Genomic DNA, 23,123 nt, shown 5'->3' with positions numbered 1-23,123 from the left:
AGCGTGCCAAATGGAAAAACAGGCAAGCGGCTGATTACTTGCCTGTTTTTTTATGGGCAAACAAGGCACAATAATTATACATAAGCCGGCAGACGAGAACGAAGGGAGAGGCGTTTCATGTACATTATGAAGCAGTCCGGCTGGCTCGAAGTCATTTGCGGAAGCATGTTTTCCGGAAAGTCAGAAGAATTGATCCGCCGCGTTCGTCGCGCGACGTTTGCGAAGCAAGAAGTGAAAGTATTCAAACCGACTATTGATAACCGCTATAGCGAAGAAGCGGTCGTTTCTCACAACGGAAATTCGGTGATTGCTATTCCCGTTTCTTCGCCGCAAGAAATTTTTGAACATATTTCTAAAAAAACGGATGTCATTGCCATTGATGAAGTGCAATTTTTTTCCGACGACATTATCGAAGTTGTTCAAACGTTGGCAGACCGCGGTTATCGAGTGATCGTTGCAGGATTGGATCAAGATTTTCGCGGCGAACCGTTTGGACCTGTGCCGACATTAATGGCGATTGCCGAATCGGTGACAAAACTGCAAGCGGTTTGCACGGTATGCGGTTCTCCGGCAAGCCGAACGCAGCGTCTTATTGACGGCGTTCCGGCATCTTATTACGACCCGGTTATTTTAGTGGGAGCGAGCGAATCGTACGAGCCGCGCTGCCGCCACCACCACGAAGTTCCCGATAAGCCAGCGAAAAATGGCCAAACCAACGATCATCTCGCCCGCTGACTGGCAGTTTCCGCCGTTTGTTTTTAGGAATTCAGGAAACGCCTAGCGGCAGGGAAGCGGCAAACGGGAAAATTATTACCACCGTTAGGCTGGTGCGGTTGCTCTTTTGTTTGTTCGATAAATCCAAGCTGTTCTTTTTACTATCCACAAAGTGCAAATCGGACTGGGACTCGACTGTTTTTGAGGCCAGTCCTTTTATTATCTTTGCAAGCCTCTATTTGCCTTCTTCATATGTCTATCCCTATACAACTGCATGCCTTTCATTCTCAAAGAAAAGTAAAATCGCATTGGTTTACATTTTTTGTTTCAATTTTTTCATAAGGAAAGATACAAATAAAAATAGCTTGCAAGGATCAATCCAATCCTGCAAGCTTGTTCGATTCCTTACTAGGTAAGTAATGCAAACAGCAAACAAGCCGATATGATTTTCACCGATCCACCGGCTTCCATCCGTTTCAATTCCTTATAGGTAGGATAAAAACTGACCGAACGATTGGGAGTTTTGTGGCTACGGATGCGTTTCAATTCCTCATAGGTAAGATAAAAACGAAGAAAAGGAGCTACAACAAGCTGAAAAAGATTTGTTTCAATTCCTCATAGGTAAGATAAAAACCCCAGAAAATGTTGATAAATCAATATTTTTTAAAACCACTCAAGTTCAGTATAAGCAATTTTGAAAATTTGGTCAATAGAGTGGATCGATGATGGCTGTAAGGAAGAGGCAAAAGCAACACTGTCGTCGATCCCCCGGGCTTTTTGCACGACCGGAGATCGACGACAAAAACGATTGGTATAATAAAGCGCTTTCTATTTATTATAGAAAAGAACTAAGTTTAAATGATACAATAATAATAAATATAAAAAAATTTTTGGGAGGGGAAACTAATGAAAGCAGCGCGATGGTATAATGCTAGAGACATTCGAGTAGAAGAAGTGGAAGAACCGAAAGCAGGAAAAGGAAAAGTAAAAATTAAAGTCGAATGGGCGGGAATTTGCGGGAGCGATTTACACGAATATGCGGCAGGTCCAATTTTTATTCCTGTCCAAAATCCTCATCCCGTTAGTAAAGATGTCGCTCCTATTATCATGGGTCACGAATTTTCGGGACGAGTAGTGGAAGTTGGGGAAGGAGTTACTAAAGTCAAAGTTGGGGATCCTGTCGTTGTTGAACCTATTCTTCGCTGTGGAGAATGCCCAGCTTGCAAAAAGGGGAAATACAATCTTTGCGATCATTTAGGATTTCATGGTCTATCCGGAGGAGGCGGTGGATTCTCAGAATATACCGTCGTTGATGAACATATGGTGCACAAAATGCCTGAAGGTCTTTCTTTTGAACAAGGAGCGCTGGTGGAACCGGCGGCCGTAGCTTTACATGCTGTTAGATTAAGCAAAATTAAACCTGGTGATAAAGCTGCTGTCTTTGGAACGGGTCCTATAGGTCTTCTCGTTATTGAAGCATTGAAAGCAGCTGGCGCCTCAGAAATTTATGCAGTAGAAGTTTCCAAAGAACGTTTGCAAAAAGCGAAAGAGCTCGGCGCCACATCTGTCATCAATCCGAAAGAGGAAGATCCGGTTCAAAAGCTTGTCGAATTGACTGATGGCGGCGTCGACGTTGCATTTGAAGTAACAGGAGTGCCGGCCGTTTTACAACAAGCCGTTGATAGTACTACATTCGAAGGAGAAACGATTATCGTTAGTATATGGGAAAAAGAAGCGAACATTCGGCCAAATAATATCGTATTAAAAGAAAGAAACGTAAAAGGAATTATTGCGTACCGCGATATTTTCCCTGCGGTAATGGAGCTAATGAAACGAGGCTACTTCCAAGCGGAAAAGCTCGTTACGAAACGAATTAAGCTAGATGATATTGTTGCAGAAGGATTTGAAACGCTTATGAAAGAAAAAGACCAAGTGAAAATTTTGGTCAAACCAGAATAAAGACAGCAAAAAAATCGTTCCAAGGATTAATCCATGATGGATTAATGATTCAGCTTGTCGACTTTGTCGACAAGCTGAGTCGTCTTTCGAGAGAAGATCCGTATGATTATTAAAAGGTTTTGCTAGTTTCGGCAGAAGAGAGACTTTCAATTCGTAACATGTTGAAAACATATCTAGTTGGGTGGGGAATATGAATATTCACAAATTTGTGATGCCAGAGGTCATTTTTGGGAATGGCGCTATTGAACATGCGGGGGAAAGCTGTTTGCGGCTTGGGGCAACGAACGTTTTCATTGTCAGCGACCCGGGAGTGATCGAAGCCGGATGGTTAGATGCTGTCATCAAAAGCTGCAAACAGGCGAATTTGCGATATACGGTATTTAGCGATGTAACGATTAACCCAAAAGATGTCGAAGTAGAAAAAGGATGCAAAGCTTACATAGAAAATGAATGTGATGCGATCATCGGAATAGGGGGAGGAAGCCCGTTAGATGTGGCGAAGGCCGTTGCCATTCTGGTCACCAACGGAGGAAAGATTCACGATTATGAAGGTGTCGACAAAATCAAAAACCCGCTGCCTCCGCAAGTGATGATTCCCACTACGGCTGGATCAGGTTCTGAAGTGTCGCAATTTTCAGTAATTGTTGATACGTTGGGGCAAAAAAAGATGACGATTATTTCAAAATCTCTTATTCCAGATATTGCGATTGTTGATCCGGAGACATTATCGACAAAAAGCGCCCATTTAACCGCTTCTACCGGTTTGGATGTTTTAACACATGGCATTGAAGCATATGTAAGTTTGGCTGCAACCCCGTTAACAGATGTCCAAGCGAAAAACGCTATTTCTTTAGTATCAGAGTATTTGCGCCCATCTGTTGCTTCAAAAATAAACCAAGAAGCGAAAGCAAATATGGCAATGGCTAGTTTGCAGGCTGGTCTTGCGTTTTCTAACGCCATTTTAGGCGCGGTGCATGCTATGTCGCATGCCGTTGGCGGAAAGTATCCAGTTCTTCATGGCGATATCAATTCTATTTTGCTTCCGCATGTGATGGAATATAATTTGTTGGCCAACCCGAAAAAATTTGCGGATATCGCGGCGTTTCTTGGCGTTGACATTCGCGGATTGTCGCACATGGAAGCGGGAAGAAAAGCAATTGAGTATATAAAACAATTAACGATGGAGATTGACGCTCCGCAGCGGTTATCCGATATAGGGTTGGAAAAAGATGAAATACCGCATATGAGTTTAATCGCCCTTGATGATGCTTGCATGATCACAAATCCCCGAGATGTTACCGTAGAGGATATTGAAGAAATATTTAGAAGGGCATGGTAGAGATGAAAGCAAGAGATCGACAACAAATGATTAACTTATTGACTGGCGTGCAGTCTTCGAAAAAAAGCTACTATAACGAATTAAAGAAAACGGTGATTGAGCTCAAAAAGAAAAATATGCAGCTGGAAATTATTAATGATGTAACCAAAAGCTTTAATATCGATATGTCCATCGATGAAATGCTGAAAAACGTTTTTGATAAGCTACAAACGATTTTGCCAATCGAAAGAATCAGCTTGTCTATGTGCGAAAACGAAAAATTGCTTTTAACGAATGTGTATCCTCCCCATTCATTGTATTTTCCGATTGGATTTGACTTTTCCAAAAAGCGCTCCCTTTATTGGAAAGTAGTTGAATCGCTTGAAAAAGTTTTTTATCAAGTAGATTTCGATAAAGAAAGCTATATAGAAGATGAAGTGTACGAGTCTTTAGGAATTCGCAGCGTCTTGTTAGTTCCGCTTGTTCGCAAAGGCAAAGTAATCGGCGTGCTCAGCATAGGAAGTAAACAAATCATGGAATATGACGAAGATGATTTGACCTTCTTTCAACAGTTTTGCGACCAGTTAGCCGTGTGCATTGAAAACGCTCGTCTTTACAACGAGGTTCTCACTAGTAAAAAGGAATGGGAGGAAACATTTCGCGCAGTTTCAGAGATGATTTTCGTTGTTGATTTAGAAGGAAATATTTTGAAATATAACGATGCGGCGAAAGAATTTTTCCAACTTCATCAACGTGAGAAGCAAGACTTTCATCAACTTTTGTCAATGGACATCCATCACAGCCCTGTTTTGCAAATTGTGCAAACAAAAAAGCCTGTGTATCAGGAGATTCATTTTCAAAAACGAATATGCGAATTGCGTGGTTATCCAGTATTAAATGAAAAAGAGCATATATATGCCATTATCGTTTATATTAATGACATTACGGAGAAACGCCGGATTGAAGCGCAGCTAGTGCAATCGGGAAAGTTAGCGGCAATCGGAGAGATGGCGGCGGGGATCGCCCATGAATTAAATAATCCATTGACGGCTATTTTAGGCAATGCCCAATTGCTGTTGCGAACGGCAGCAAAAGGCGATCGTTCCTACAAATTGCTTTCCGATATTTATTCGTGCGGAAGGAGATGCAAAACGATTATCCAAAACCTATTGACTTTTTCCCGCCAGGATGAATATATGTTTGAAGATTGCTCTGTCAATGAGGCGGTGGAACAAGTGCTAGGGTTAATAGGGGACCAAATTAGGAAGCAAAATATCATCATTCAGAAAAAATTGGATCGTTCGCTGGAATTGGTGGAAGGAAACATTCAGCAAATCGGGCAAATTGTTTTAAATCTTTTAATTAACGCCAAAGACGCATTGGAAGAAATGGATATTCCGGAAAAAGTAATTTCTATTGAAACAAAGTCGATGGCGGAAGATGAAAAGAAATGGGTTCTTTTAATGGTTCAAGATAACGGCAAAGGAATCGAAAAACAATATTTACAAGAAATTTTCAATCCGTTTTTTACGACGAAAAGGCCAGGAAAAGGAACGGGACTTGGATTATCCGTCAGCTTGGGAATCGCGCAGGCCCACGGCGGGACGATCGAAGTGACAAGCCAGCCTGGAAAAGGAAGTACATTTATGTTAAAGCTGCCGGCAAAGCAATAAACGTGGGAGTGGATAGCATGCCCAACGTGTTAATCGTTGACGATGAACGAGAAGTATGCACGTTTTTTCTTCATTTGTTAGAAGGCAAAGGATATCGTGTCAAGTTAGGGTCGAATGGAAAAGACTTTTTAACATTCATACAACAATATTCATTTGATCTTGCCTTGATCGATGTAAAATTGCCAGATACAAATGGGTTGGAACTGTTAAAACAGTTAAAAGCTGTTCAACCATCGTGCAAGGCGATTATTATGACAGGATATAGCACCGTGAAGACCGCGGTGGAAGCAATTAAGTATGGCGCAAGTGATTATATTGAGAAGCCGTTCGACGATATTGATGAGTTGGAAAAAACGATTGAAGAATTGCTCGATAATAACGTCCATGCGTCGCAACATGATATGTATAAGCTGGCGGAAGCGCTCGGTTTTATTGTTGGAACGAATAAAGAAATGAACGATTTAATCAAGCTGGCGTATAAAGTCGCGAAAAAAAACGTAAACGTGTTAATTGAAGGAGAAACGGGAACGGGAAAAGAAGTGCTGGCGCGTTTTATTCATCAAGCAAGCATGCGCCACGATCAGCCTTTTATTGGAATTAACTGCGGGGCGCTGTCTGAAACACTGTTGGAGAGCGAATTGTTTGGCCATGAAAAAGGGGCGTTTACTGGTGCGTTGAAAGAAAAGAAAGGAATTTTCGAAATAGCGAACAGAGGAACATTATTTTTGGATGAAATAGGCGAGGCGTCCTTGGTGACGCAAGTAAAATTATTACGTGTGTTGGAAACGGGAGAGTATCTTCGTGTCGGTGGTGAAACCGTCCGTAAAACAAACGCTAGAATTATCGCTGCTTCTCATGTCAATCTCAGCCAAGCGGTGAAGGAGAAAACGTTTCGCGAAGACTTGTTGTACCGGCTGGACGTGGTAAAATTAACGATCCCTCCTTTACGAAAACGAATAGAGGATCTGCCTGTTTTGATAGAGCATTTTTTAAAAAAATTGAATTGCGCTCTTACTTTTTCCGACGATGCCATTTTGCAAATGAAACAATATCCATGGCCGGGAAATGTCAGAGAGCTTTTTAACGTAGTAAAAAGAGCAGTGGCGTTGGCCGAAGGAGAAACGACGGTCATCACTCCCGATTATCTTCCAGAAAAAATAAAAACGGAAACGAGCATAATTTCTGTTCCATCAGATGAAACGAAAGATAAAAAAGAGATGGATTTACCATCTTACTTAACAAACTGGACGAACTATATTTTATCATTATGGGAGGAAAGCGAGCGGCGCCTTGACCTTCAACGTGTTTTGGATGCCGTAAAAGATTTGGAAACGGAGATCGGGCGCTTTTTCGTCCGGAAAACGCTAAAGGAAACGTTAGGAGATAAAAAAGAAGCGGCAGAGCGGTTAAACATTACGGTGCGCCAGCTTCGCTATTTATTGAAAGAAAAAGGGACTGCTGCAAAAGAATAAAGCGGAAAAGCAGTCCCTTTTAATTTATTCCATTAGCGGTTGACACCAATGGTTAAAACGACTCGGCCGTTAATTTTTCCTTTTTCCATTCTCTCAAATACTTCATTGATTTTTTCCAATGGAGCGGTTTCGACGATCGGGCGCACTTTTCCTTTCGCGGCGAAGTCCAACGCTTCTTGCATATCTTTTCTCGTGCCGACGATCGATCCTTTCACCGTGATTCCGTTTAATACCGTATTGAAAATAGGAATCGGCAAGTCTTCATTAGGCAGTCCGACAACAACAAGGCATCCGCCGCGTCTTACGGATTGATAGGCTTGTTCGAACGCTTTTTTCGTTACGGCAACGCTAATGGCGGCATGTACTCCGCCCACGTTTTGATGAATGGCTTCCACTGGATCCTCTTTTTGTCCGTTGATGGCAATATCAGCGCCTAACTGTTTGGCGAGATCTATCTTTTCGTCGCTAATATCGACCGCGACGACGTTTAATCCCATTGCTTTCGCGTATTGAAGGGCGATATGCCCTAACCCTCCGATTCCGTAGATGGCTACCCATTCTCCCGGTTTGGCGTTAGATACCTTTAGCGCTTTATATGTCGTTACACCCGCGCAGAGAATTGGCGCGACTTCCACCGGATCCAAGTGTTCCGGAATTTTTGCAACATAATTGGCAGGCGCTTTGCAGTATTCCGCATATCCCCCATCGGCGGAATATCCACCGTTTAATTGATGCGGACAGAGCGTTTCTTGCCCGCTTAGGCAATATTCACATTCTCCGCAAGCGGAGTATAGCCATGGAATGCCGACACGGTCGCCGACTTTAACCGATTTTACCCCTTCTGCCACCTCGACGACAATGCCTACCCCTTCGTGTCCGGGAATCAAAGGCAGTTTTGGCTTGACTGGCCAGTCTCCGTGCGCCGCATGCAAATCGGTGTGGCAAACGCCGCAAGCCTCAATTTTGACAAGCACTTCTCCGTAGTTTAGCTTTGGTTTTTCCACCTCTTTAATTTCTAATTTTTGTTTAAAATCGTTGACAACTGCCGCTTTCATTCTCCCTACCCCTTTCTAAATTTCCAAATAGAGTTTCGCCAATTTATAACGCAAAAAGCGTGCCAACAGAAAAAACCGGTTTTTCTATGGCAAATGCCTGGTTTTTGCCGAGTTTTTGTTAAAGTTGAACGAAATTTTGGGGATTTTTTACCAATTCTCGTAATACAGACGTTTTCTCGTTTGCTAAACTCTTTCGCGATATGCACTTTTCTGTTTCATATATTTGCGATATAATAATAAATTAGACTGTGCATCGAAAAACAGAGGTGAAAAGCGTGTTTGAACGTCTGGAAGCGGTAGAAGAACGTTATGAAAAATTAAATCAGCTGCTCATGGATCCGGAAGTGATCAATGATCCAAAAAAGCTGCGCGACTATTCGAAAGAACAGTCGGATTTGGAAGAAACGGTGCAGACGTATCGCGAATACAAATCCGTCTGCAAGCAGCTTGACGATGCAAAAGCGATGTTGGAAGAAAAGCTTGATCCGGAAATGCGGGAAATGGTAAAAGAAGAAATTGACGAATTAGAACAACGTCAGGAAGAGCTTATCAATAAATTAAAAATTCTTCTTTTGCCGAAAGATCCGAACGATGAGAAAAACGTCATTATGGAAATCCGCGCGGCGGCGGGAGGAGAGGAAGCGGCGCTGTTTGCCGGCGACTTGTACCGGATGTATACGCGCTATGCAGAATCGCAAGGATGGAAGACGGAAGTAATCGAAGCGAACCCGACTGGATTGGGCGGATATAAGGAAATTATTTTTACGATCATCGGAAAAGGCGCATATTCCAAGCTGAAATACGAAAACGGCGCACATCGCGTGCAGCGCGTCCCGGAAACGGAATCGGGCGGACGCATTCACACGTCGACGGCAACGGTTGCTTGCTTGCCGGAAATGGAAGAAATCGAAGTCGAAATCAACGAAAAAGATATTCGCGTCGATACGTTCGCTTCAAGCGGTCCGGGCGGACAAAGCGTGAACACCACGATGTCGGCGGTGCGCCTGACGCATATTCCAACGGGAATCGTCGTGACGTGCCAAGACGAAAAATCGCAAATTAAAAACAAAGAAAAAGCGATGAAAGTGTTGCGTGCCCGCATTTATGACAAATACCAGCAGGAAGCGCGGGCGGAGTACGATCAGACGCGTAAACAAGCGGTCGGAACAGGGGATCGCTCCGAGCGAATCCGCACATATAACTTCCCGCAAAACCGCGTGACTGACCACCGCATCGGGCTGACGATTCAAAAGCTTGACCAAGTGTTGGACGGCAGTCTCGATGAGATTATTGAAGCGCTGATCTTAGACGATCAAGCGAAAAAATTGGAGCAGGCGAACAATGAATCATAAAATTTATGAAGTCCTTGCATGGGCTTCTTCTTTTTTAAAACAGTATGGAAAAGAAGAACGCGTCGCGGAGCTGTTGCTCTGCCACCACTTGCGAATCACGAGAGCCCAGCTGTTGGCGCGGCTGCGCGATCCGATCGATGAAAACGCGCACCAATCGTTTGAAGAGGATGTTCGCAAGCATGCGTATGAACACGTTCCGGTGCAGCATCTGATCGGATTTGAGCAATTTTACGGCCGGCCGTTTCTCGTCAACCGCGATGTGCTTATTCCCCGCCCGGAAACAGAGGAATTGGTGGAAGGCGTGTTAACGAGAATCACACAGCTATTTCCGAGAAATACAACGATCGATGTGGTCGATGTTGGAACGGGAAGCGGGGCGATCGCGATTACATTGGCGCTAGAAAATCCAGCACTTTCCGTCGCCGCTATTGATATTTCCCCTGAAGCGCTGCAAGTGGCGAAACAGAACGCCCAGCGCCTCGGAGCGGACGTCACGTTTATTTGCGGCGACTTATTGCGGCCGCTTATCGAGGCAAATCGCAAAGTCGATGTTGTCGTGTCCAATCCGCCGTATATTCCAGAAGACGAAATTGCTTCGCTTTCCCCTGTCGTCAAAAATCACGAGCCGCTGCGGGCGCTTGCCGGCGGCAAAGACGGCCTTGATTTTTACCGGAGCTTTGCCCGCGAGCTGCCGTTCGTGTTGCGCGAACGCGCGCTTGTTGCGCTCGAAGTGGGAGCTGGTCAGGGAGAGACGGTCGCGGCAATGTTGCGGAAGACGTTTCCACATGCAACAGTGGAAGTGGTTTTCGACATAAACGGAAAAGATAGAATGGTATATGTTACATTAGGAAAATAACTTCCAGCATCAGCTGGAAGTTATTTTTTAGATTTATAGAGTTTAAAATTTGTCTGCGCTGTCCACAATGGTTAGTGGGAAGGACGGTGTAGGCAAATGAATAAAAACAATATCGCCATTATTTTATATATGTTGCTATTTATGGTCGGCGTGCTTGTCAATGTATATGGGCATCAAACGAAAGCGGGGGCGAACGCGGCGGTCGCCGTTCCGGACGAAGCGATCCGTCTAAGGATTTTGGCCAATAGCGATTCCGCAGAAGATCAAGCGCTGAAACGAAAAGTGCGTGATGCGGTCAACGCGCAAATGAATGGATGGGTAGCTGATTTAACCTCTTTTCAAGAGGCGAAGCGTGTGATTCGCTCCCATCTCCCCGAAATTGAACAAACCGTAGCCGATGTATTGCGGAAAGAACGTAGCGATCAATCGTATAAAGTACAGTTTGGAAAAGTCGATTTTCCAACAAAAATTTACGGCGATTACGTTTATCCAGCCGGGCGATATGATGCAGTTTTAATTACGCTTGGTAATGGAAAAGGGGCAAATTGGTGGTGCGTTTTATTTCCGCCGCTCTGTTTCCTTGACTTTGGAAATAGTGATGCAGTGCAGATGAGCGGACAATCATACGTTGCGAATAACGGAATGAGTCAAGTGAATGCGCAAGGGCGTGAGGCAAATGACGGTACAGCAAAGATAGGCAGTCAGCAAGAACGCGATAGCGCGACGAAGGAATCGAAAATGAAGCAGGATCCTCTGTTTGTCGAAGAAAACGAGCAGCCTGTGGAGGTGAAATTTTTTGTGAAAGAACTTATTGACAAGTTGATTCCATAATCGCTTTTGTGGATAAATGTGCAAAACTAACGCACATATCCACAAACTTATCCACTTAAATAACATATTTATCCACATTTTGTGGATAAAATGTATGGAACATTTTTCTTTTTTTGCTTTTTGCGATATAATTCTCAAGGAAACTATTAGTCTTGCGAAGCCATTTCCTAATAAGGAACAACGGTATTTGAGGTGAATAAAGTGAACACGAAAGTTTGGGTTGTGGATAATATTGTTGATAAACGGCTTATTTATTCACAGATTAAAGAGGCCGCGCAATGGCTGAAAGACGGCGAAGTGGTGGCATTCCCGACGGAAACGGTGTACGGATTGGGAGCAAACGCAAAAGACACGAAGGCGGTGGAAAAAATTTTTGCGGCAAAAGGCCGGCCGAGCGACAACCCGCTTATTGTCCACATCGCTCATTTGCAACAGCTGGACGAGATTGTTTCCGACGTTCCTTGCCTCGCGAGAACGTTAATCGAACATTTTTGGCCGGGACCGCTTACGCTCATTTTGCCAAAAAAAGAAGGAGTCATTTCCGACAAAGTGACAGCAGGATTATCGACCGTAGCGGTGCGCATGCCAGCTCATCCTGTTGCCCTTGCGCTAATCGAAGAAAGCGGATTGCCGTTAGCCGCGCCGAGCGCTAATATATCAGGGCGTCCGAGCCCGACGACAGCGGCGCATGTGTTCGCCGATTTAAACGGACAGATTGCCGGCATTGTCGATGGAGGAGAAACAGGTATTGGCGTCGAATCGACCGTGCTTGACTGCACCTCCGATGTGCCGACGATTTTGCGCCCCGGCGGTGTGACAAAAGAAGCGCTTGAACAAGTAATCGGAAACGTCGCCGCCGACAGCGCGCTGACGGACGAACGGCAAACGCCGAAATCGCCTGGGATGAAATATACACATTACGCCCCAAAATCGCCGATGGCGATCGTCCAAGGATCCCCTTCTTTTTTGCAAACGCTTGTGAATCAGCAACGGGCGCTTGGAAAAAAAGTCGGGGTAATGACAACGGAAGAAAACCGCTCGTTTTATGATGCCGACGTGGTGTTGACGTGCGGGTCGCGCCATGATTTGCGCACCGTAGCGAGCCGTTTATATGATACGCTTCGCAAATTTGACGAAACGAACGTTGACTTCATTTATAGCGAATCGTTTCCAACGGAGGGGATCGGCGCCGCGATTATGAACCGGCTCAGAAAAGCGGCGGGCCATCAAGTGATTGCGGAAAAATAAACCTTCTAAATATTCCCGGACACGCATATGCTGACAGTAAGGCAAGTCCGGGGAGGGAAATAAGATGGGTGTGTTCATCGGTGAGCTTGTGGCGCTATCGATGATGGCGTTCGCGTTAGGAATGGACGCGTTTTCCGTCGCGTTAGGCATGGGGTTGTTTCGCTTGCGATTCAAACAAATTTTTTATATAGGCGTAACGATTGGCGTTTTTCATATTATTATGCCGCTTCTAGGAATTTTCGCCGGCCGCTTTTTATCGCAGCAGTTTGGCGGCATCGCTTCCTATATCGGCGGAGTGTTGCTGCTATTGTTAGGAATGCAAATGATCGCTACATCCTTTAAAAAGGAAGACGATTCATTTGCTTCGCCGATGGGAATAGGACTTATTTTTTTTGCTTTTAGCGTGAGTCTTGACAGTTTTTCCGTTGGGCTTAGTCTCGGCATTTACGGAGCGCGAACGTTGCTGACGATTTTATTGTTCGGTTTTTTCAGCATGATATTGACATGGATAGGATTAATGCTGGGCCGCCATTTTCAACAATGGCTTGGCGCTTACAGCGAAGCGCTTGGCGGCAGCATTTTATTTGTGTTTGGACTGAAGCTATTATTTTCGTTTTAAGCGTGAGATTCCTGCTACCAGTTTGCAATGTGAAAATCGGTGGTCAAAAAGGAAGAAAGACGAAGTGTCAAGTTTGCCCGCTCGGAAACAGCGACAAATATACAATTATAAACTTTTTGCGGTAGGTTTTTTAATGCTATATTTGCTAGTAATTTTTATTATAATTATAATTAATTTATAATTTATACTGGTCAAGTGATGAACGAAGTAGAGGTGTTGGTATGTCGCATCGTATCTTATTTGTTTGTACGGGGAACACTTGTCGCAGCCCGATGGCGGCAGCGCTGCTTAACAGCAAGCAGCTGCCGGATGTGGAGGTGAAATCAGCGGGAGTGTTTGCCGTGGAGGGCAGCGATGCTTCGCTTCATGCGAAAGCGGTTTTAAAAGAAAAAGGGATTGAGGCGGAACATCGTTCGTCGCTGTTAAAAAAGGAAGATGTCGATTGGGCGACGCATATTTTCGCGATGACGGCTAGGCATAAGCAACTAATCATTGAAAGATTTCCAGACGCGAAAGAGAAAACGTTCACGCTCAAAGAATTTGTTCTCGGAAAACGAGGAGACGTATCCGATCCGTTTGGAGGCTCTATTGAAACGTATCGTCAGACGAGAGATGAGCTAGAAAAACTAATTGATCATCTTGCACGTAAGCTTGGGGGAGAAGAGAATGGAAAGGACAAAACGGAAATATCGCTTTAGTATACGCCTGAAGCTTGTTGTGTTTACAACAGTATTAGCCATCATTACGTATTCTACAAGCGCATTTTTTATTTATGTTTTGTATGATTTATTCTTCACTTCGATGAACAAAAGCGTGTTTACCATTATTACACTATTGCTCGGCATCATCTGGTCAGGCATACTTGCGTACATAGCATCAGGAGTTATCACGAAGCCGTTACACCGGCTGGAACAGGCGGCGATTAAAGCGGCGAGCGGACAAATTAACGAAGATGTTCCGTTATCTAAATCAGATGACGAAATTCGGTCATTAGGGCTTGCCTTCAATGAAATGTTGCGAAGTTTGCGAACAATCGTGCAAAACATTGAAGATAACTTTTCCCGTACGAATGAGAAAGTCGTCGAAATTACGAACGCCTCTCTCGTTGCGTCAGAGCGTTCGAAAGATATTGCTCACACGATTGAAGAAATTTCTAAAGGAGCAAATGACTCTGCTGTATCGATGCAAACGGCTGCCGAATCGGTGGACGATGTGCTGCGCATCGCCGATCAAGTGCAGCAAAAGGCAAACCAGTCGGAACAATTAGCAAAAGAGATGGTGACAACGCTGCATAAAAGCCGCGAAGTTATCGGCTCGCTTGTTAGTGGCATCGAACAGTTGGCGCGCGATAACCAAACGTCTTTAGTTGCTGTCCAGCGGCTAGAACAGCATGCAAAAGAAGTAGAAAACATCATTTCTCTTGTTGGCGATATTGCCGGGCAAACGAATTTGCTTGCTTTAAACGCCTCCATCGAAGCGGCGCGCGCTGGGGAGCATGGCAAAGGTTTCGCCGTTGTCGCGGAGGAAGTCCGCAAGCTTGCCGATGAAAGCGCGAAAGCGGTGCAAGGAATTTCCGAACTGATTCAAAACATTCAAAAAGAAGTTGCGCATGTCGTCGCGCAAATTCATGAGCAAGTAAAGGCTGCGAATGAGGAAGCAGCAAAAGGCGCTGATACGAACGACGCGATTGCGGAAATGACCCAATCGATTCACGAAGTCGTCCGTTCTGTCCAAGAAATCGCTGAATTAGTGAAAGAACAAATGACCCATATCGAAAAAGCAGCGATTCAGTCGCAGGAAGTGGCGGCGATCGCCGAAGAAACGTCGGCCGGAGCAACGGAGGTAACGGCGGCGACGCAAGAGCAAACTTCCGTTATTCAGCATGTAAACGAACTGGCGGGAGAATTGGCGGAACAAGCGAAAAAATTAAAAGAAACAATTGACCAATTTGGCACAAGATAAAATTTAGAAAGGTCGCCTTCTATATCGGAAACATGTAAAATGAATAGAAAGGCGATCTTTTTTCTATATGACCAAACTGAGGAGGAAACCAACATGAAAGTTGCAATTGCGTCTGATCACGCAGGAATTCGTATTCGTGAAGAAATTAAAAAATTAATGGACGAATTGGGGATCGAATATATCGATTTAGGATGTGACTGTGAAACATCAGTCGATTATCCCGATTACGCGATTCCAGTCGCGGAAAAAGTGGCAAACGGAGAAGTCGATCGCGGCATTTTAATTTGCGGCACGGGAATTGGCATGACGATCGCGGCAAATAAAGTAAAAGGCGTTCGTTGCGCGCTTTGCCATGACGTATATAGCGCCAAAGTGACGCGCCAGCATAACGACAGCAACGTGCTGGCGATGGGAGAGCGCGTCATCGGGCCGGGGCTGGCGCGCGAAATTGCGGAAGTGTGGCTGACGACGAAATTTGAAGGCGGACGCCACGCCAGACGCGTGGAAAAAATTACGCAATACGAAACCGAGCATTAATGGGAGGAATAGCGGAAATGCTTTCTCCACTGTCGCAATGGAAGCAGCAATGGCAGACGATTATTCGCGAATTTCGCCGGCAAGTTCCGCTTTCATCTGAGCATATTCTTGTCGTCGGCTGCAGCACGAGCGAAGTGATCGGCGAGAAAATCGGAACGGCCGGATCCATGGAAGTCGCCGAAATGCTGTTTGACGAATTGAAAAAATGGCATGATGAAACAGGGGTGCAGCTGGCCTTTCAATGCTGCGAACATTTAAACCGCGCGCTTGTCGTAGAAAGAAAGACCGCTGTATCCCGCCAGCTTGAAATCGTCTCGGTCGTTCCTGTCCGATCCGCCGGCGGAGCTATGGCTGCATACGCTTATCGCCATATGGCCGATCCCGTTGTTGTCGAATTTATCCAAGCCGACGCCGGCATCGATATCGGCGACACGTTGATCGGCATGCATTTAAAGCATGTCGCCGTTCCCGTTCGCGTGTCGTTAAAACAGGTCGGCCATGCCCACGTGACATTGGCGAAAACGAGACCAAAACTGATCGGCGGCGCCCGCGCGGTCTATTCTTTAGAAAATCCGAATACTTCTTGTACTTCCTGATGATTTTGTTCATTTTTTCTTTGAATCTACCGGCGAAAAGCTGGTAAAATAAAAAAGAATATTCTTAATTTCGAAACGAGGGGGAGCTAATGATGAACCACTTGCCACAACAAGATCCGCAAGTGTTCGAAGCGATTCAAAGCGAACTGAAACGTCAGCAATCGAAAATTGAATTAATCGCATCGGAAAACTTTGTAAGCCGTGCCGTCATGGAAGCGCAAGGATCGGTATTAACGAATAAATACGCTGAAGGATATCCAGGTCGCCGCTATTACGGCGGCTGCGAATATGTCGATGTTGTCGAAGATTTGGCGCGCGAACGGGCAAAAGAATTGTTTGGCGCGGAGCACGCGAACGTACAGCCGCATTCTGGCGCGCAGGCGAACATGGCGGTATATTTTACCGTGTTGAAGCACGGCGATACAGTGCTTGGGATGAATTTGTCGCACGGCGGCCATTTAACGCACGGAAGCCCAGTCAACTTTAGCGGCGTTCAATATAACTTCGTCGAATATGGCGTCGATCCGGAAACGCATACGATTGATTATGATGAAGTGCTCGAAAAAGCGCGCGTACATAAGCCAAGACTGATTGTAGCTGGGGCAAGCGCTTATCCGCGCATCATCGATTTCCAACGTTTCCGCGAAATCGCTGATGAGGTAGGAGCGTATTTGATGGTAGACATGGCGCATATTGCAGGTCTTGTTGCGGCAGGTCTTCATCCGAACCCAGTGCCGTACGCGCACTTTGTCACTACCACGACGCACAAAACGCTCCGCGGACCGCGCGGCGGGATGATCCTTTGCAAAGAAGAATTTGCGAAGCAAATCGACAAAGCGATCTTCCCGGGTATCCAAGGTGGACCGCTTATGCACGTCATCGCGGCGAAAGCGGTCGCGCTCGGTGAAGCGTTGCAGGACAGCTTTAAAACGTACGCGCAAAACATCGTTAACAACGCAAAACGGCTCGCGGAAGCGCTCAAAAAAGAAGGCTTTACGCTCGTTTCCGGCGGAACGGACAACCACTTGTTGCTCATTGACTTGCGCCCGCAAGGATTGACCGGGAAAGTGGCGGAAAAAGTGTTGGATGAAATCGGCATTACCGTGAATAAAAACACCATTCCGTACGATCCGGAAAGCCCGTTTGTGACAAGCGGCATCCGCATCGGCACCGCCGCGGTGACGACGCGCGGATTCGGCTTGGAAGAAATGGACGAAATTGCGAGCATTATTAGCCTTGCGTTAAAAAACCACGAAGACGAAGCAAAATTAGAAGAAGCGCGGAAACGCGTGGCGGCGTTGACGGAAAAATTTCCGCTATATCGTTAACGAACATGCGCCTCTAAGGATGGATATCTTTAGAGGCGCGTGTTTTGTTTACGGTTGAATATGCATGTATTTTTCGGTAGAATGTATGGAAGTGTAATCCGTAACAAAGAGGAGAGTGCAAAATGGGGAAAGTATATGTATTCGATCATCCACTCATCCAACATAAGCTGACATATATCCGCGACAAAAACACCGGCACGAAAGAGTTCCGTGAACTCGTCGAAGAAGTGGCAACGTTGATGGCGTTTGAAATTACGCGCGACCTTCCGCTTGAAGAAGTGGAAATTGAAACGCCGGTCAGCAAAGCAAAATCGAAAGTGATCGCCGGCAAAAAACTTGGGGTCATTCCGATTTTGCGCGCGGGAATGGGCATGGTCGACGGCATTTTAAAATTGATTCCGGCCGCGAAAGTTGGCCATATCGGTTTATACCGCGACCCGGAAACGTTAAAGCCGGTCGAATATTATGTGAAGCTGCCAACCGATGTCGAAGAGCGCGATTTTATCGTCGTTGACCCGATGCTTGCGACGGGAGGCTCAGCGGTCGAGGCGATTAACGCCTTGAAAAAGCGCGGTGCAAAAAGCATTAAATTTATGTGTTTGATCGCTGCTCCGGAAGGCGTTGAAGCGGTGAAAAAAGCGCATCCGGACGTCGATATTTATATCGCTGCGCTCGATGAAAAACTAAATGATCATGGTTATATCGTCCCGGGACTCGGGGACGCCGGCGACCGCCTGTTCGGTACAAAATAGGACGGCATTCAAGGACGGATCATTTCGTGGAAATGATTCCGTCTTTTTTTATCAAAAACAAAATTGTGTCTAAAATAGTAAATATATCATTATACACTAGTTTAGTGAAAAGAAAATTAATAAATGTCACAAATTATTAATATTTTTCTTGTTATAATATAGTTTTCCCATGAAACACATTGACATTGACCATATCGTATTGTATGCTTGACAGGGGATATGTGATAAGGTTTTCATTTGATAAAAAATGATAAGGATGTATGTGTATGCGTCCGAAACAACGCCACCCGTTTCAAGCAATGGCGCTTATGTCCGCCATCGTGTCCCAACTAGTTGGTTCAATTTTAGTAGGTGTATTTGGCGGAAAATGGATTGATGGGAAATTCCATACAGAACCGATTTTCCTCATTGTCGGTCTGTTCATTGGGCTGGCAGCTGGGGTATATGCGATGTTGCGTTTAATCCGTCAATATTTCCCAGAGGAGTAGCAGCATGGACAAATTCCGGCAAATGTTTTTGCGGCAGCTCAAATACATATTGTATTTGCTTTCGCTTTATACGTTAGGGTGGGGTTTTACTGAATATAAGAAGTTTTTTTTAAGCTTGATTCTTGGAACAGTCATTAGCGCGTTTATGCTGTGGAGTTTAACGCGTAAAATCGAAAAAGTGGGACGAGCGGTTTCAGAACGCAAAAAAGTGCGCACGATCGGGACGCTTTCTCGCTTGGCGCTGGCGGCGCTGGCAGCGGCGATCGCCCTCGAATATCCGCAATATTTCGCCATCGTGCCTGTAGTGCTGGGATTAATGACATCCTATATTGTCATTATAATAGATTTCCTTCTGCAGAAATTTCGAAATAATGGACAATATATATGAAAGTGAGGTGAGATGGTTGCAACACGAAGCGCCTATTCGGGAGTTTTTAGGGCTGACATTCAACTTATCTAACGTTTTAATGATAACGATCACAAGCTTGATCGTATTTATCATTGCCATCGTGGCAACGCGGTCTTTACAATTGCGTCCGACAGGAATGCAAAACTTCATTGAATGGGTGTTTGATTTCGTTAAAGGAATCATCAACAGCACCATGGATTGGCAAACGGGCGGTCGTTTTTTAACGTTGGGTGTTACGCTCATCATGTACATCTTCGTTGCAAACATGCTCGGCTTGCCGTTTTCCGTTCGCGTAGGCGATGTGCTGTGGTGGAAGTCGCCGACGGCAGATGCCACGATTACGCTTACGCTCGCCGTCATGATTGTGGGGCTCACCCATTACTACGGCGTGAAAATGAAGGGCGTATCCGAGTATATGCGTGATTATACGCGACCAATGCTTTTCTTGTTCCCATTGAAAATCGTTGAGGAGTTTGCCAATACTTTAACGTTGGGGCTCCGTCTTTACGGAAACATTTTCGCTGGCGAAATTTTGCTAGGATTGCTAGCAGGGCTTGGGACAAACCATGGAGTGCTTGGCGCCATCGGTGCGGCAATTCCGATGATGGCGTGGCAGGCATTTAGTATTTTCGTCGGATGTATCCAAGCGTTCATTTTCACAATGTTAACAATGGTTTATATGGCCCATAAAGTCAGCCAAGACCATTAATTGGATAAATTTACTATACAAAACGAATAAAGACAAAGGAGGATATTTGCGATGAATTTGATTGCAGCTGCGATTGCAGTAGGTTTAGCGGCGCTTGGTGCCGGTATCGGTAACGGTTTAATCGTAGGTCGTACAGTGGAAGGGATTGCACGTCAGCCAGAATTGCGTTCTGTTTTGCAAACGACAATGTTTATCGGGGTTGCGTTAGTTGAGGCGCTACCGATCATTGGTGTCGTTATTTCCTTCATCGTCATGAACAGATAACGAAATACTTTTTTGATGATGGCGAAGTTCGTGTCGACGATCACCTTCGCCATTCCTTTATGTGTGTGTTTTCAAAATGGAAACGTTTGTCTCACTACCAAAGTAGCATATAGCTAAACCCATGATTTAAGTCATTGGGATGAATCGGGCGGGCCGGCAGGGTGCTTGCACCAGTGAGGCGTTGACCCATGAAAGTTTGGCGAAACAAGAGTGGGGTGCCTGCGTGCAGTGCAGGGAAAACTCTTTAGTGCGTCAGCACGTCGCCCACCGGCTTTTAGTCGCGCGGAGATTCAGGTAGTTGCGCATAGCTATCGAAAGGAGTGAAACGCGGTGTTATTTAATATAAAGCTATTGGCGCTGGGCGAAGCCGCGCATCATACAGGCATCAACAGCGGCGACATTATTTATCAGCTGTTAATATTTATTATCTTGTTGGCCTTATTGCGCAAGTTCGCTTGGCAGCCGTTAATGAATATTATGAAACAGCGCGAAGAGCACATTGCCAATGAAATTGACCAAGCGGAAAAACATCGCCAAGAAGCGGAAAAGCTATTGGCAGAACAGCGCGAACTGATGAAACAATCCCGCCAAGAAGCACAGCAGCTCATTGAAAACGCGCGCAAGCTTGCTGAGGAACAAAAAGAGCAAATTATTGCGTCTGCCCGTGCGGAAGCGGAGCGTTTAAAAGAAACAGCGAAAAAAGAAATCGAACGCGAAAAAGAACAAGCGATGGCCGCGCTGCGTGAGCAAGTCGCTTCACTGTCCGTATTGATTGCTTCGAAAGTGATTGAAAAAGAGTTGACTGAACAAGATCAAGCGAAGCTGATTAACGAGTACATTCAAGAGGTAGGAGAAGGTAGATGAATAAAGAAACTATAGCAAAGCGGTACGCGTTGGCTCTTTTTCAAATCGCCGTGGAAAAGCAGCTTCTTGAGCGGTTAGAGGAAGAAATTCGTGCCGTTTGGCAAGCGCTTGCTGAAAATGATGAGTTTTTATCGCTATTGACATATCCGAAGCTATCACTGGAAAAGAAAAAAGCGTTAATCAAAGAAACGTTCGCGGCGGTATCAGCGCCATTGCGAAATACATTGTTGCTTTTGCTGGAACGCCATCGCATTGACATCGTTCCAGAGCTGGCGCAGCAGTTTATCGATTTGGTGAACGAAGCGCGCGGCGTCGCTGAGGCGACCGCATATTCAGCTCGTCCGTTAACGGAGGAAGAAAAACGCGCACTTTCGGATGTGTTTGCGAAAAAAATGGGCAAAGCGACGCTTCGCATTGAGAATATCGTCGACCCAAGCTTAATCGGAGGCGTGAAGTTGCGCATCGGCAACCGCATTTATGACGGTAGCATCAGCGGAAAATTGGAACGAATTCAACGACAGCTTATCGGCTAAGATTTAAAGATAGGGGTGAAGTGAATGAGCATCAGAGCGGAAGAAATAAGCGCGCTCATTAAGCAGCAAATTGAAAATTACGAGTCGGAAATTCAAGTAAGCGATGTCGGCACGGTAATTCAAATTGGTGACGGTATCGCGCGCGCCCACGGTTTGGATAACGTCATGGCAGGGGAGCTTGTCGAGTTTTCCAATGGCGTCATGGGAATGGCGTTAAACTTGGAAGAAAACAACGTCGGTATTGTTATTTTAGGTCCATATACAGGAATTAAAGAAGGCGACGAAGTGCGCCGTACAGGCCGGATTATGGAAGTGCCTGTCGGAGAAGCGTTAATTGGCCGCGTCGTCAATCCTTTAGGGCAACCGGTCGACGGTTTAGGACCAATCGAAACGACAGAAACCCGTCCGATCGAAAGCCCAGCTCCAGGCGTTATGGATCGGAAATCTGTTCATGAACCGCTGCAAACGGGAATTAAAGCGATTGACTCGTTAGTGCCGATCGGCCGCGGTCAGCGTGAGCTCATCATCGGAGACCGCCAAACAGGGAAAACATCGATCGCGATTGACACGATCATCAACCAAAAAGATCAAAATATGATTTGTATTTACGTTGCAATCGGACAAAAAGAATCAACGGTTCGTACGGTTGTCGAAACATTGCGGAAACACGGTGCGCTAGATTATACCATCGTTGTGACGGCATCCGCATCGCAACCAGCGCCATTGTTGTTCCTTGCGCCGTATGCGGGCGTGGCGATGGGTGAATATTTCATGTATAAAGGCCAGCACGTACTTGTTGTTTACGACGATTTATCGAAACAAGCAGCGGCTTACCGCGAATTGTCGCTCTTGCTTCGCCGTCCACCAGGCCGTGAAGCGTATCCTGGGGATATCTTCTACTTGCACTCTCGCCTTTTAGAGCGCGCGGCAAAATTAAGCGATGCCAAAGGCGGCGGTTCGCTAACGGCGCTTCCGTTCGTGGAAACGCAGGCTGGCGACATTTCCGCTTACATTCCGACGAACGTCATCTCCATTACAGACGGACAAATTTTCTTGCAATCCGACTTATTCTTCTCCGGCGTCCGTCCAGCGATCAACGCTGGTCTTTCCGTATCTCGCGTCGGTGGCGCGGCACAAATTAAAGCGATGAAGAAAGTATCGGGTACGCTTCGTTTGGACTTAGCGGCGTACCGTGAACTTGAAGCGTTCGCACAGTTCGGTTCAGATCTTGATAAAGCGACGCAGGCGAAGCTCGCTCGTGGTGCCCGCACGGTGGAAGTGCTAAAACAAGATTTACATGCGCCGATCCCAGTCGAAAAACAAGTGGCGATCATTTATGCGCTTACCCGCGGTTTCTTAGACGACATTCCAGTTGAGGATATTCGCCGCTTTGAAAAAGAGTTCTTCATATGGCTCGATCAAAACGGCCAGCACTTGCTTGAACATATTCGCACAACAAAAGATCTTCCAAACGAAGAAGATTTCAACAAAGCGATCGAAGCGTTCAAGAAAACGTTTGTCGTTTCCCAATAAAGGAGGGTGGAACAGAAGGATGACAGCTTCTGTTCCCCTCTATTCTTAGAT

At 45.6% G+C, this 23,123-nt stretch carries 25 protein-coding genes; 23 read left to right on the top strand and 2 right to left on the bottom strand.

Going from position 1 to position 23,123, the window contains the following annotated elements; genetic code table 11:
- The first annotated feature begins 117 nt into the window (after positions 1-117).
- The 5 genes from MWM02_RS18725 to MWM02_RS18705 all read left to right on the top strand — a co-directional run bounded on the left by MWM02_RS18725 (position 118) and on the right by MWM02_RS18705 (position 7,136).
- Positions 118-735, top strand: a complete 618-nt coding sequence (locus tag MWM02_RS18725; protein ID WP_064552808.1) for a thymidine kinase — start codon at positions 118-120, stop codon at positions 733-735.
- Positions 736-1,620: 885 nt separating this feature from the next.
- The gene (locus tag MWM02_RS18720; protein ID WP_064552807.1) at positions 1,621-2,673 is read left to right on the top strand and encodes a 2,3-butanediol dehydrogenase; all 1,053 of its coding nucleotides are present in this window, start codon (positions 1,621-1,623) and stop codon (positions 2,671-2,673) included.
- Positions 2,674-2,863: 190 nt separating this feature from the next.
- On the top strand, positions 2,864-4,012 hold the full coding sequence (locus MWM02_RS18715) for an iron-containing alcohol dehydrogenase (protein WP_244402672.1): 1,149 nt from the start codon (positions 2,864-2,866) through the stop codon (positions 4,010-4,012).
- A 2-nt stretch (positions 4,013-4,014) separates the two neighbouring features.
- Positions 4,015-5,664 (top strand): sensor histidine kinase, encoded by a 1,650-nt coding sequence (locus MWM02_RS18710; RefSeq protein ID WP_244402671.1) that lies wholly within the window; start codon positions 4,015-4,017, stop codon positions 5,662-5,664.
- 17 nt (positions 5,665-5,681) lie between these two features.
- Complete coding sequence (locus tag MWM02_RS18705) at positions 5,682-7,136, top strand: sigma-54-dependent transcriptional regulator (protein WP_244402670.1); 1,455 nt, start codon at positions 5,682-5,684, stop codon at positions 7,134-7,136.
- 32 nt (positions 7,137-7,168) lie between these two features.
- On the opposite strand, the gene adhP is transcribed toward MWM02_RS18705, so the two are convergent.
- Positions 7,169-8,191 (bottom strand): alcohol dehydrogenase AdhP, encoded by a 1,023-nt coding sequence (gene adhP, locus MWM02_RS18700; RefSeq protein WP_244402669.1) that lies wholly within the window; start codon positions 8,189-8,191, stop codon positions 7,169-7,171.
- Between the two features lie 275 nt (positions 8,192-8,466).
- Here adhP and prfA point away from each other — a divergent pair, with 275 nt between their 5' ends.
- Together prfA and prmC are read left to right on the top strand one after the other, a co-directional pair.
- Positions 8,467-9,543, top strand: a complete 1,077-nt coding sequence (gene prfA / locus MWM02_RS18695; protein ID WP_064552802.1) for a peptide chain release factor 1 — start codon at positions 8,467-8,469, stop codon at positions 9,541-9,543.
- Positions 9,533-10,399: a peptide chain release factor N(5)-glutamine methyltransferase gene (gene prmC, locus MWM02_RS18690; protein WP_064552801.1), complete on the top strand. Its 867-nt coding sequence runs from the start codon at positions 9,533-9,535 to the stop codon at positions 10,397-10,399. The genes prfA and prmC overlap by 11 nt, the downstream gene beginning before the upstream one ends.
- Positions 10,400-10,419: 20 nt before the next feature.
- On the opposite strand, the gene MWM02_RS19735 is transcribed toward prmC, so the two are convergent.
- Positions 10,420-10,467, bottom strand: a complete 48-nt coding sequence (locus MWM02_RS19735) for a KxYKxGKxW signal peptide domain-containing protein (protein ID WP_481861781.1) — start codon at positions 10,465-10,467, stop codon at positions 10,420-10,422.
- A gap of 28 nt (positions 10,468-10,495) precedes the next feature.
- Between MWM02_RS19735 and spoIIR the strand changes: the two genes are divergently transcribed.
- The 16 genes from spoIIR (at position 10,496) to atpA (ending at position 23,072) form a co-directional block, all read left to right on the top strand.
- Positions 10,496-11,230, top strand: coding sequence for a stage II sporulation protein R (gene spoIIR / locus MWM02_RS18685; RefSeq protein ID WP_064552800.1), 735 nt, complete (start codon positions 10,496-10,498; stop codon positions 11,228-11,230).
- 201 nt (positions 11,231-11,431) lie between these two features.
- A complete protein-coding gene (locus tag MWM02_RS18680) occupies positions 11,432-12,478 on the top strand; it encodes an L-threonylcarbamoyladenylate synthase (protein ID WP_244402668.1) in 1,047 nt (348 codons plus the stop codon).
- Positions 12,479-12,542: 64 nt separating this feature from the next.
- Entirely contained in the window at positions 12,543-13,097 is a 555-nt protein-coding gene (locus tag MWM02_RS18675) for a manganese efflux pump MntP (protein ID WP_064552798.1), read from the top strand.
- A 221-nt stretch (positions 13,098-13,318) separates the two neighbouring features.
- The gene (locus MWM02_RS18670; protein ID WP_064552797.1) at positions 13,319-13,795 is read left to right on the top strand and encodes a low molecular weight protein arginine phosphatase; all 477 of its coding nucleotides are present in this window, start codon (positions 13,319-13,321) and stop codon (positions 13,793-13,795) included.
- Positions 13,764-15,059 carry a methyl-accepting chemotaxis protein gene (locus tag MWM02_RS18665; protein ID WP_064552796.1) on the top strand — a complete coding sequence of 432 codons (1,296 nt, stop codon included), beginning with the start codon at positions 13,764-13,766 and terminating at the stop codon, positions 15,057-15,059. The genes MWM02_RS18670 and MWM02_RS18665 overlap by 32 nt, the downstream gene beginning before the upstream one ends.
- Positions 15,060-15,152: 93 nt before the next feature.
- Complete coding sequence (gene rpiB / locus MWM02_RS18660; protein WP_244402667.1) at positions 15,153-15,596, top strand: ribose 5-phosphate isomerase B; 444 nt, start codon at positions 15,153-15,155, stop codon at positions 15,594-15,596.
- Positions 15,597-15,613: 17 nt separating this feature from the next.
- Positions 15,614-16,192, top strand: coding sequence for a TIGR01440 family protein (locus MWM02_RS18655; protein ID WP_064552794.1), 579 nt, complete (start codon positions 15,614-15,616; stop codon positions 16,190-16,192).
- Between the two features lie 92 nt (positions 16,193-16,284).
- Positions 16,285-17,520 carry a serine hydroxymethyltransferase gene (gene glyA / locus MWM02_RS18650; RefSeq protein WP_244402666.1) on the top strand — a complete coding sequence of 412 codons (1,236 nt, stop codon included), beginning with the start codon at positions 16,285-16,287 and terminating at the stop codon, positions 17,518-17,520.
- Between the two features lie 122 nt (positions 17,521-17,642).
- The gene (upp, locus tag MWM02_RS18645) at positions 17,643-18,272 is read left to right on the top strand and encodes a uracil phosphoribosyltransferase (RefSeq protein ID WP_003253670.1); all 630 of its coding nucleotides are present in this window, start codon (positions 17,643-17,645) and stop codon (positions 18,270-18,272) included.
- 266 nt (positions 18,273-18,538) lie between these two features.
- On the top strand, positions 18,539-18,760 hold the full coding sequence (locus MWM02_RS18640) for an AtpZ/AtpI family protein (protein ID WP_064552792.1): 222 nt from the start codon (positions 18,539-18,541) through the stop codon (positions 18,758-18,760).
- Positions 18,761-18,764: 4 nt separating this feature from the next.
- Positions 18,765-19,148 (top strand): ATP synthase subunit I, encoded by a 384-nt coding sequence (locus tag MWM02_RS18635; protein ID WP_244402665.1) that lies wholly within the window; start codon positions 18,765-18,767, stop codon positions 19,146-19,148.
- 16 nt (positions 19,149-19,164) lie between these two features.
- Positions 19,165-19,878: a F0F1 ATP synthase subunit A gene (gene atpB / locus MWM02_RS18630; RefSeq protein ID WP_064552790.1), complete on the top strand. Its 714-nt coding sequence runs from the start codon at positions 19,165-19,167 to the stop codon at positions 19,876-19,878.
- A gap of 51 nt (positions 19,879-19,929) precedes the next feature.
- A complete protein-coding gene (gene atpE / locus MWM02_RS18625) occupies positions 19,930-20,142 on the top strand; it encodes a F0F1 ATP synthase subunit C (RefSeq protein WP_064552789.1) in 213 nt (70 codons plus the stop codon).
- Between the two features lie 330 nt (positions 20,143-20,472).
- Entirely contained in the window at positions 20,473-21,006 is a 534-nt protein-coding gene (gene atpF, locus MWM02_RS18620) for a F0F1 ATP synthase subunit B (RefSeq protein WP_064552788.1), read from the top strand.
- The gene (locus MWM02_RS18615; RefSeq protein ID WP_064552787.1) at positions 21,003-21,539 is read left to right on the top strand and encodes a F0F1 ATP synthase subunit delta; all 537 of its coding nucleotides are present in this window, start codon (positions 21,003-21,005) and stop codon (positions 21,537-21,539) included. The genes atpF and MWM02_RS18615 overlap by 4 nt, the downstream gene beginning before the upstream one ends.
- A 24-nt stretch (positions 21,540-21,563) precedes the next feature.
- Positions 21,564-23,072, top strand: a complete 1,509-nt coding sequence (gene atpA, locus MWM02_RS18610; RefSeq protein WP_064552786.1) for a F0F1 ATP synthase subunit alpha — start codon at positions 21,564-21,566, stop codon at positions 23,070-23,072.
- The last annotated feature ends 51 nt before the right edge of the window (positions 23,073-23,123 follow it).

Source organism: Parageobacillus sp. KH3-4 (assembly GCF_022846435.1).
GTDB classification, from domain to species: domain Bacteria; phylum Bacillota; class Bacilli; order Bacillales; family Anoxybacillaceae; genus Parageobacillus; species Parageobacillus thermoglucosidasius_A.
This window is presented reverse-complemented; position numbering and strand designations above follow the sequence as displayed.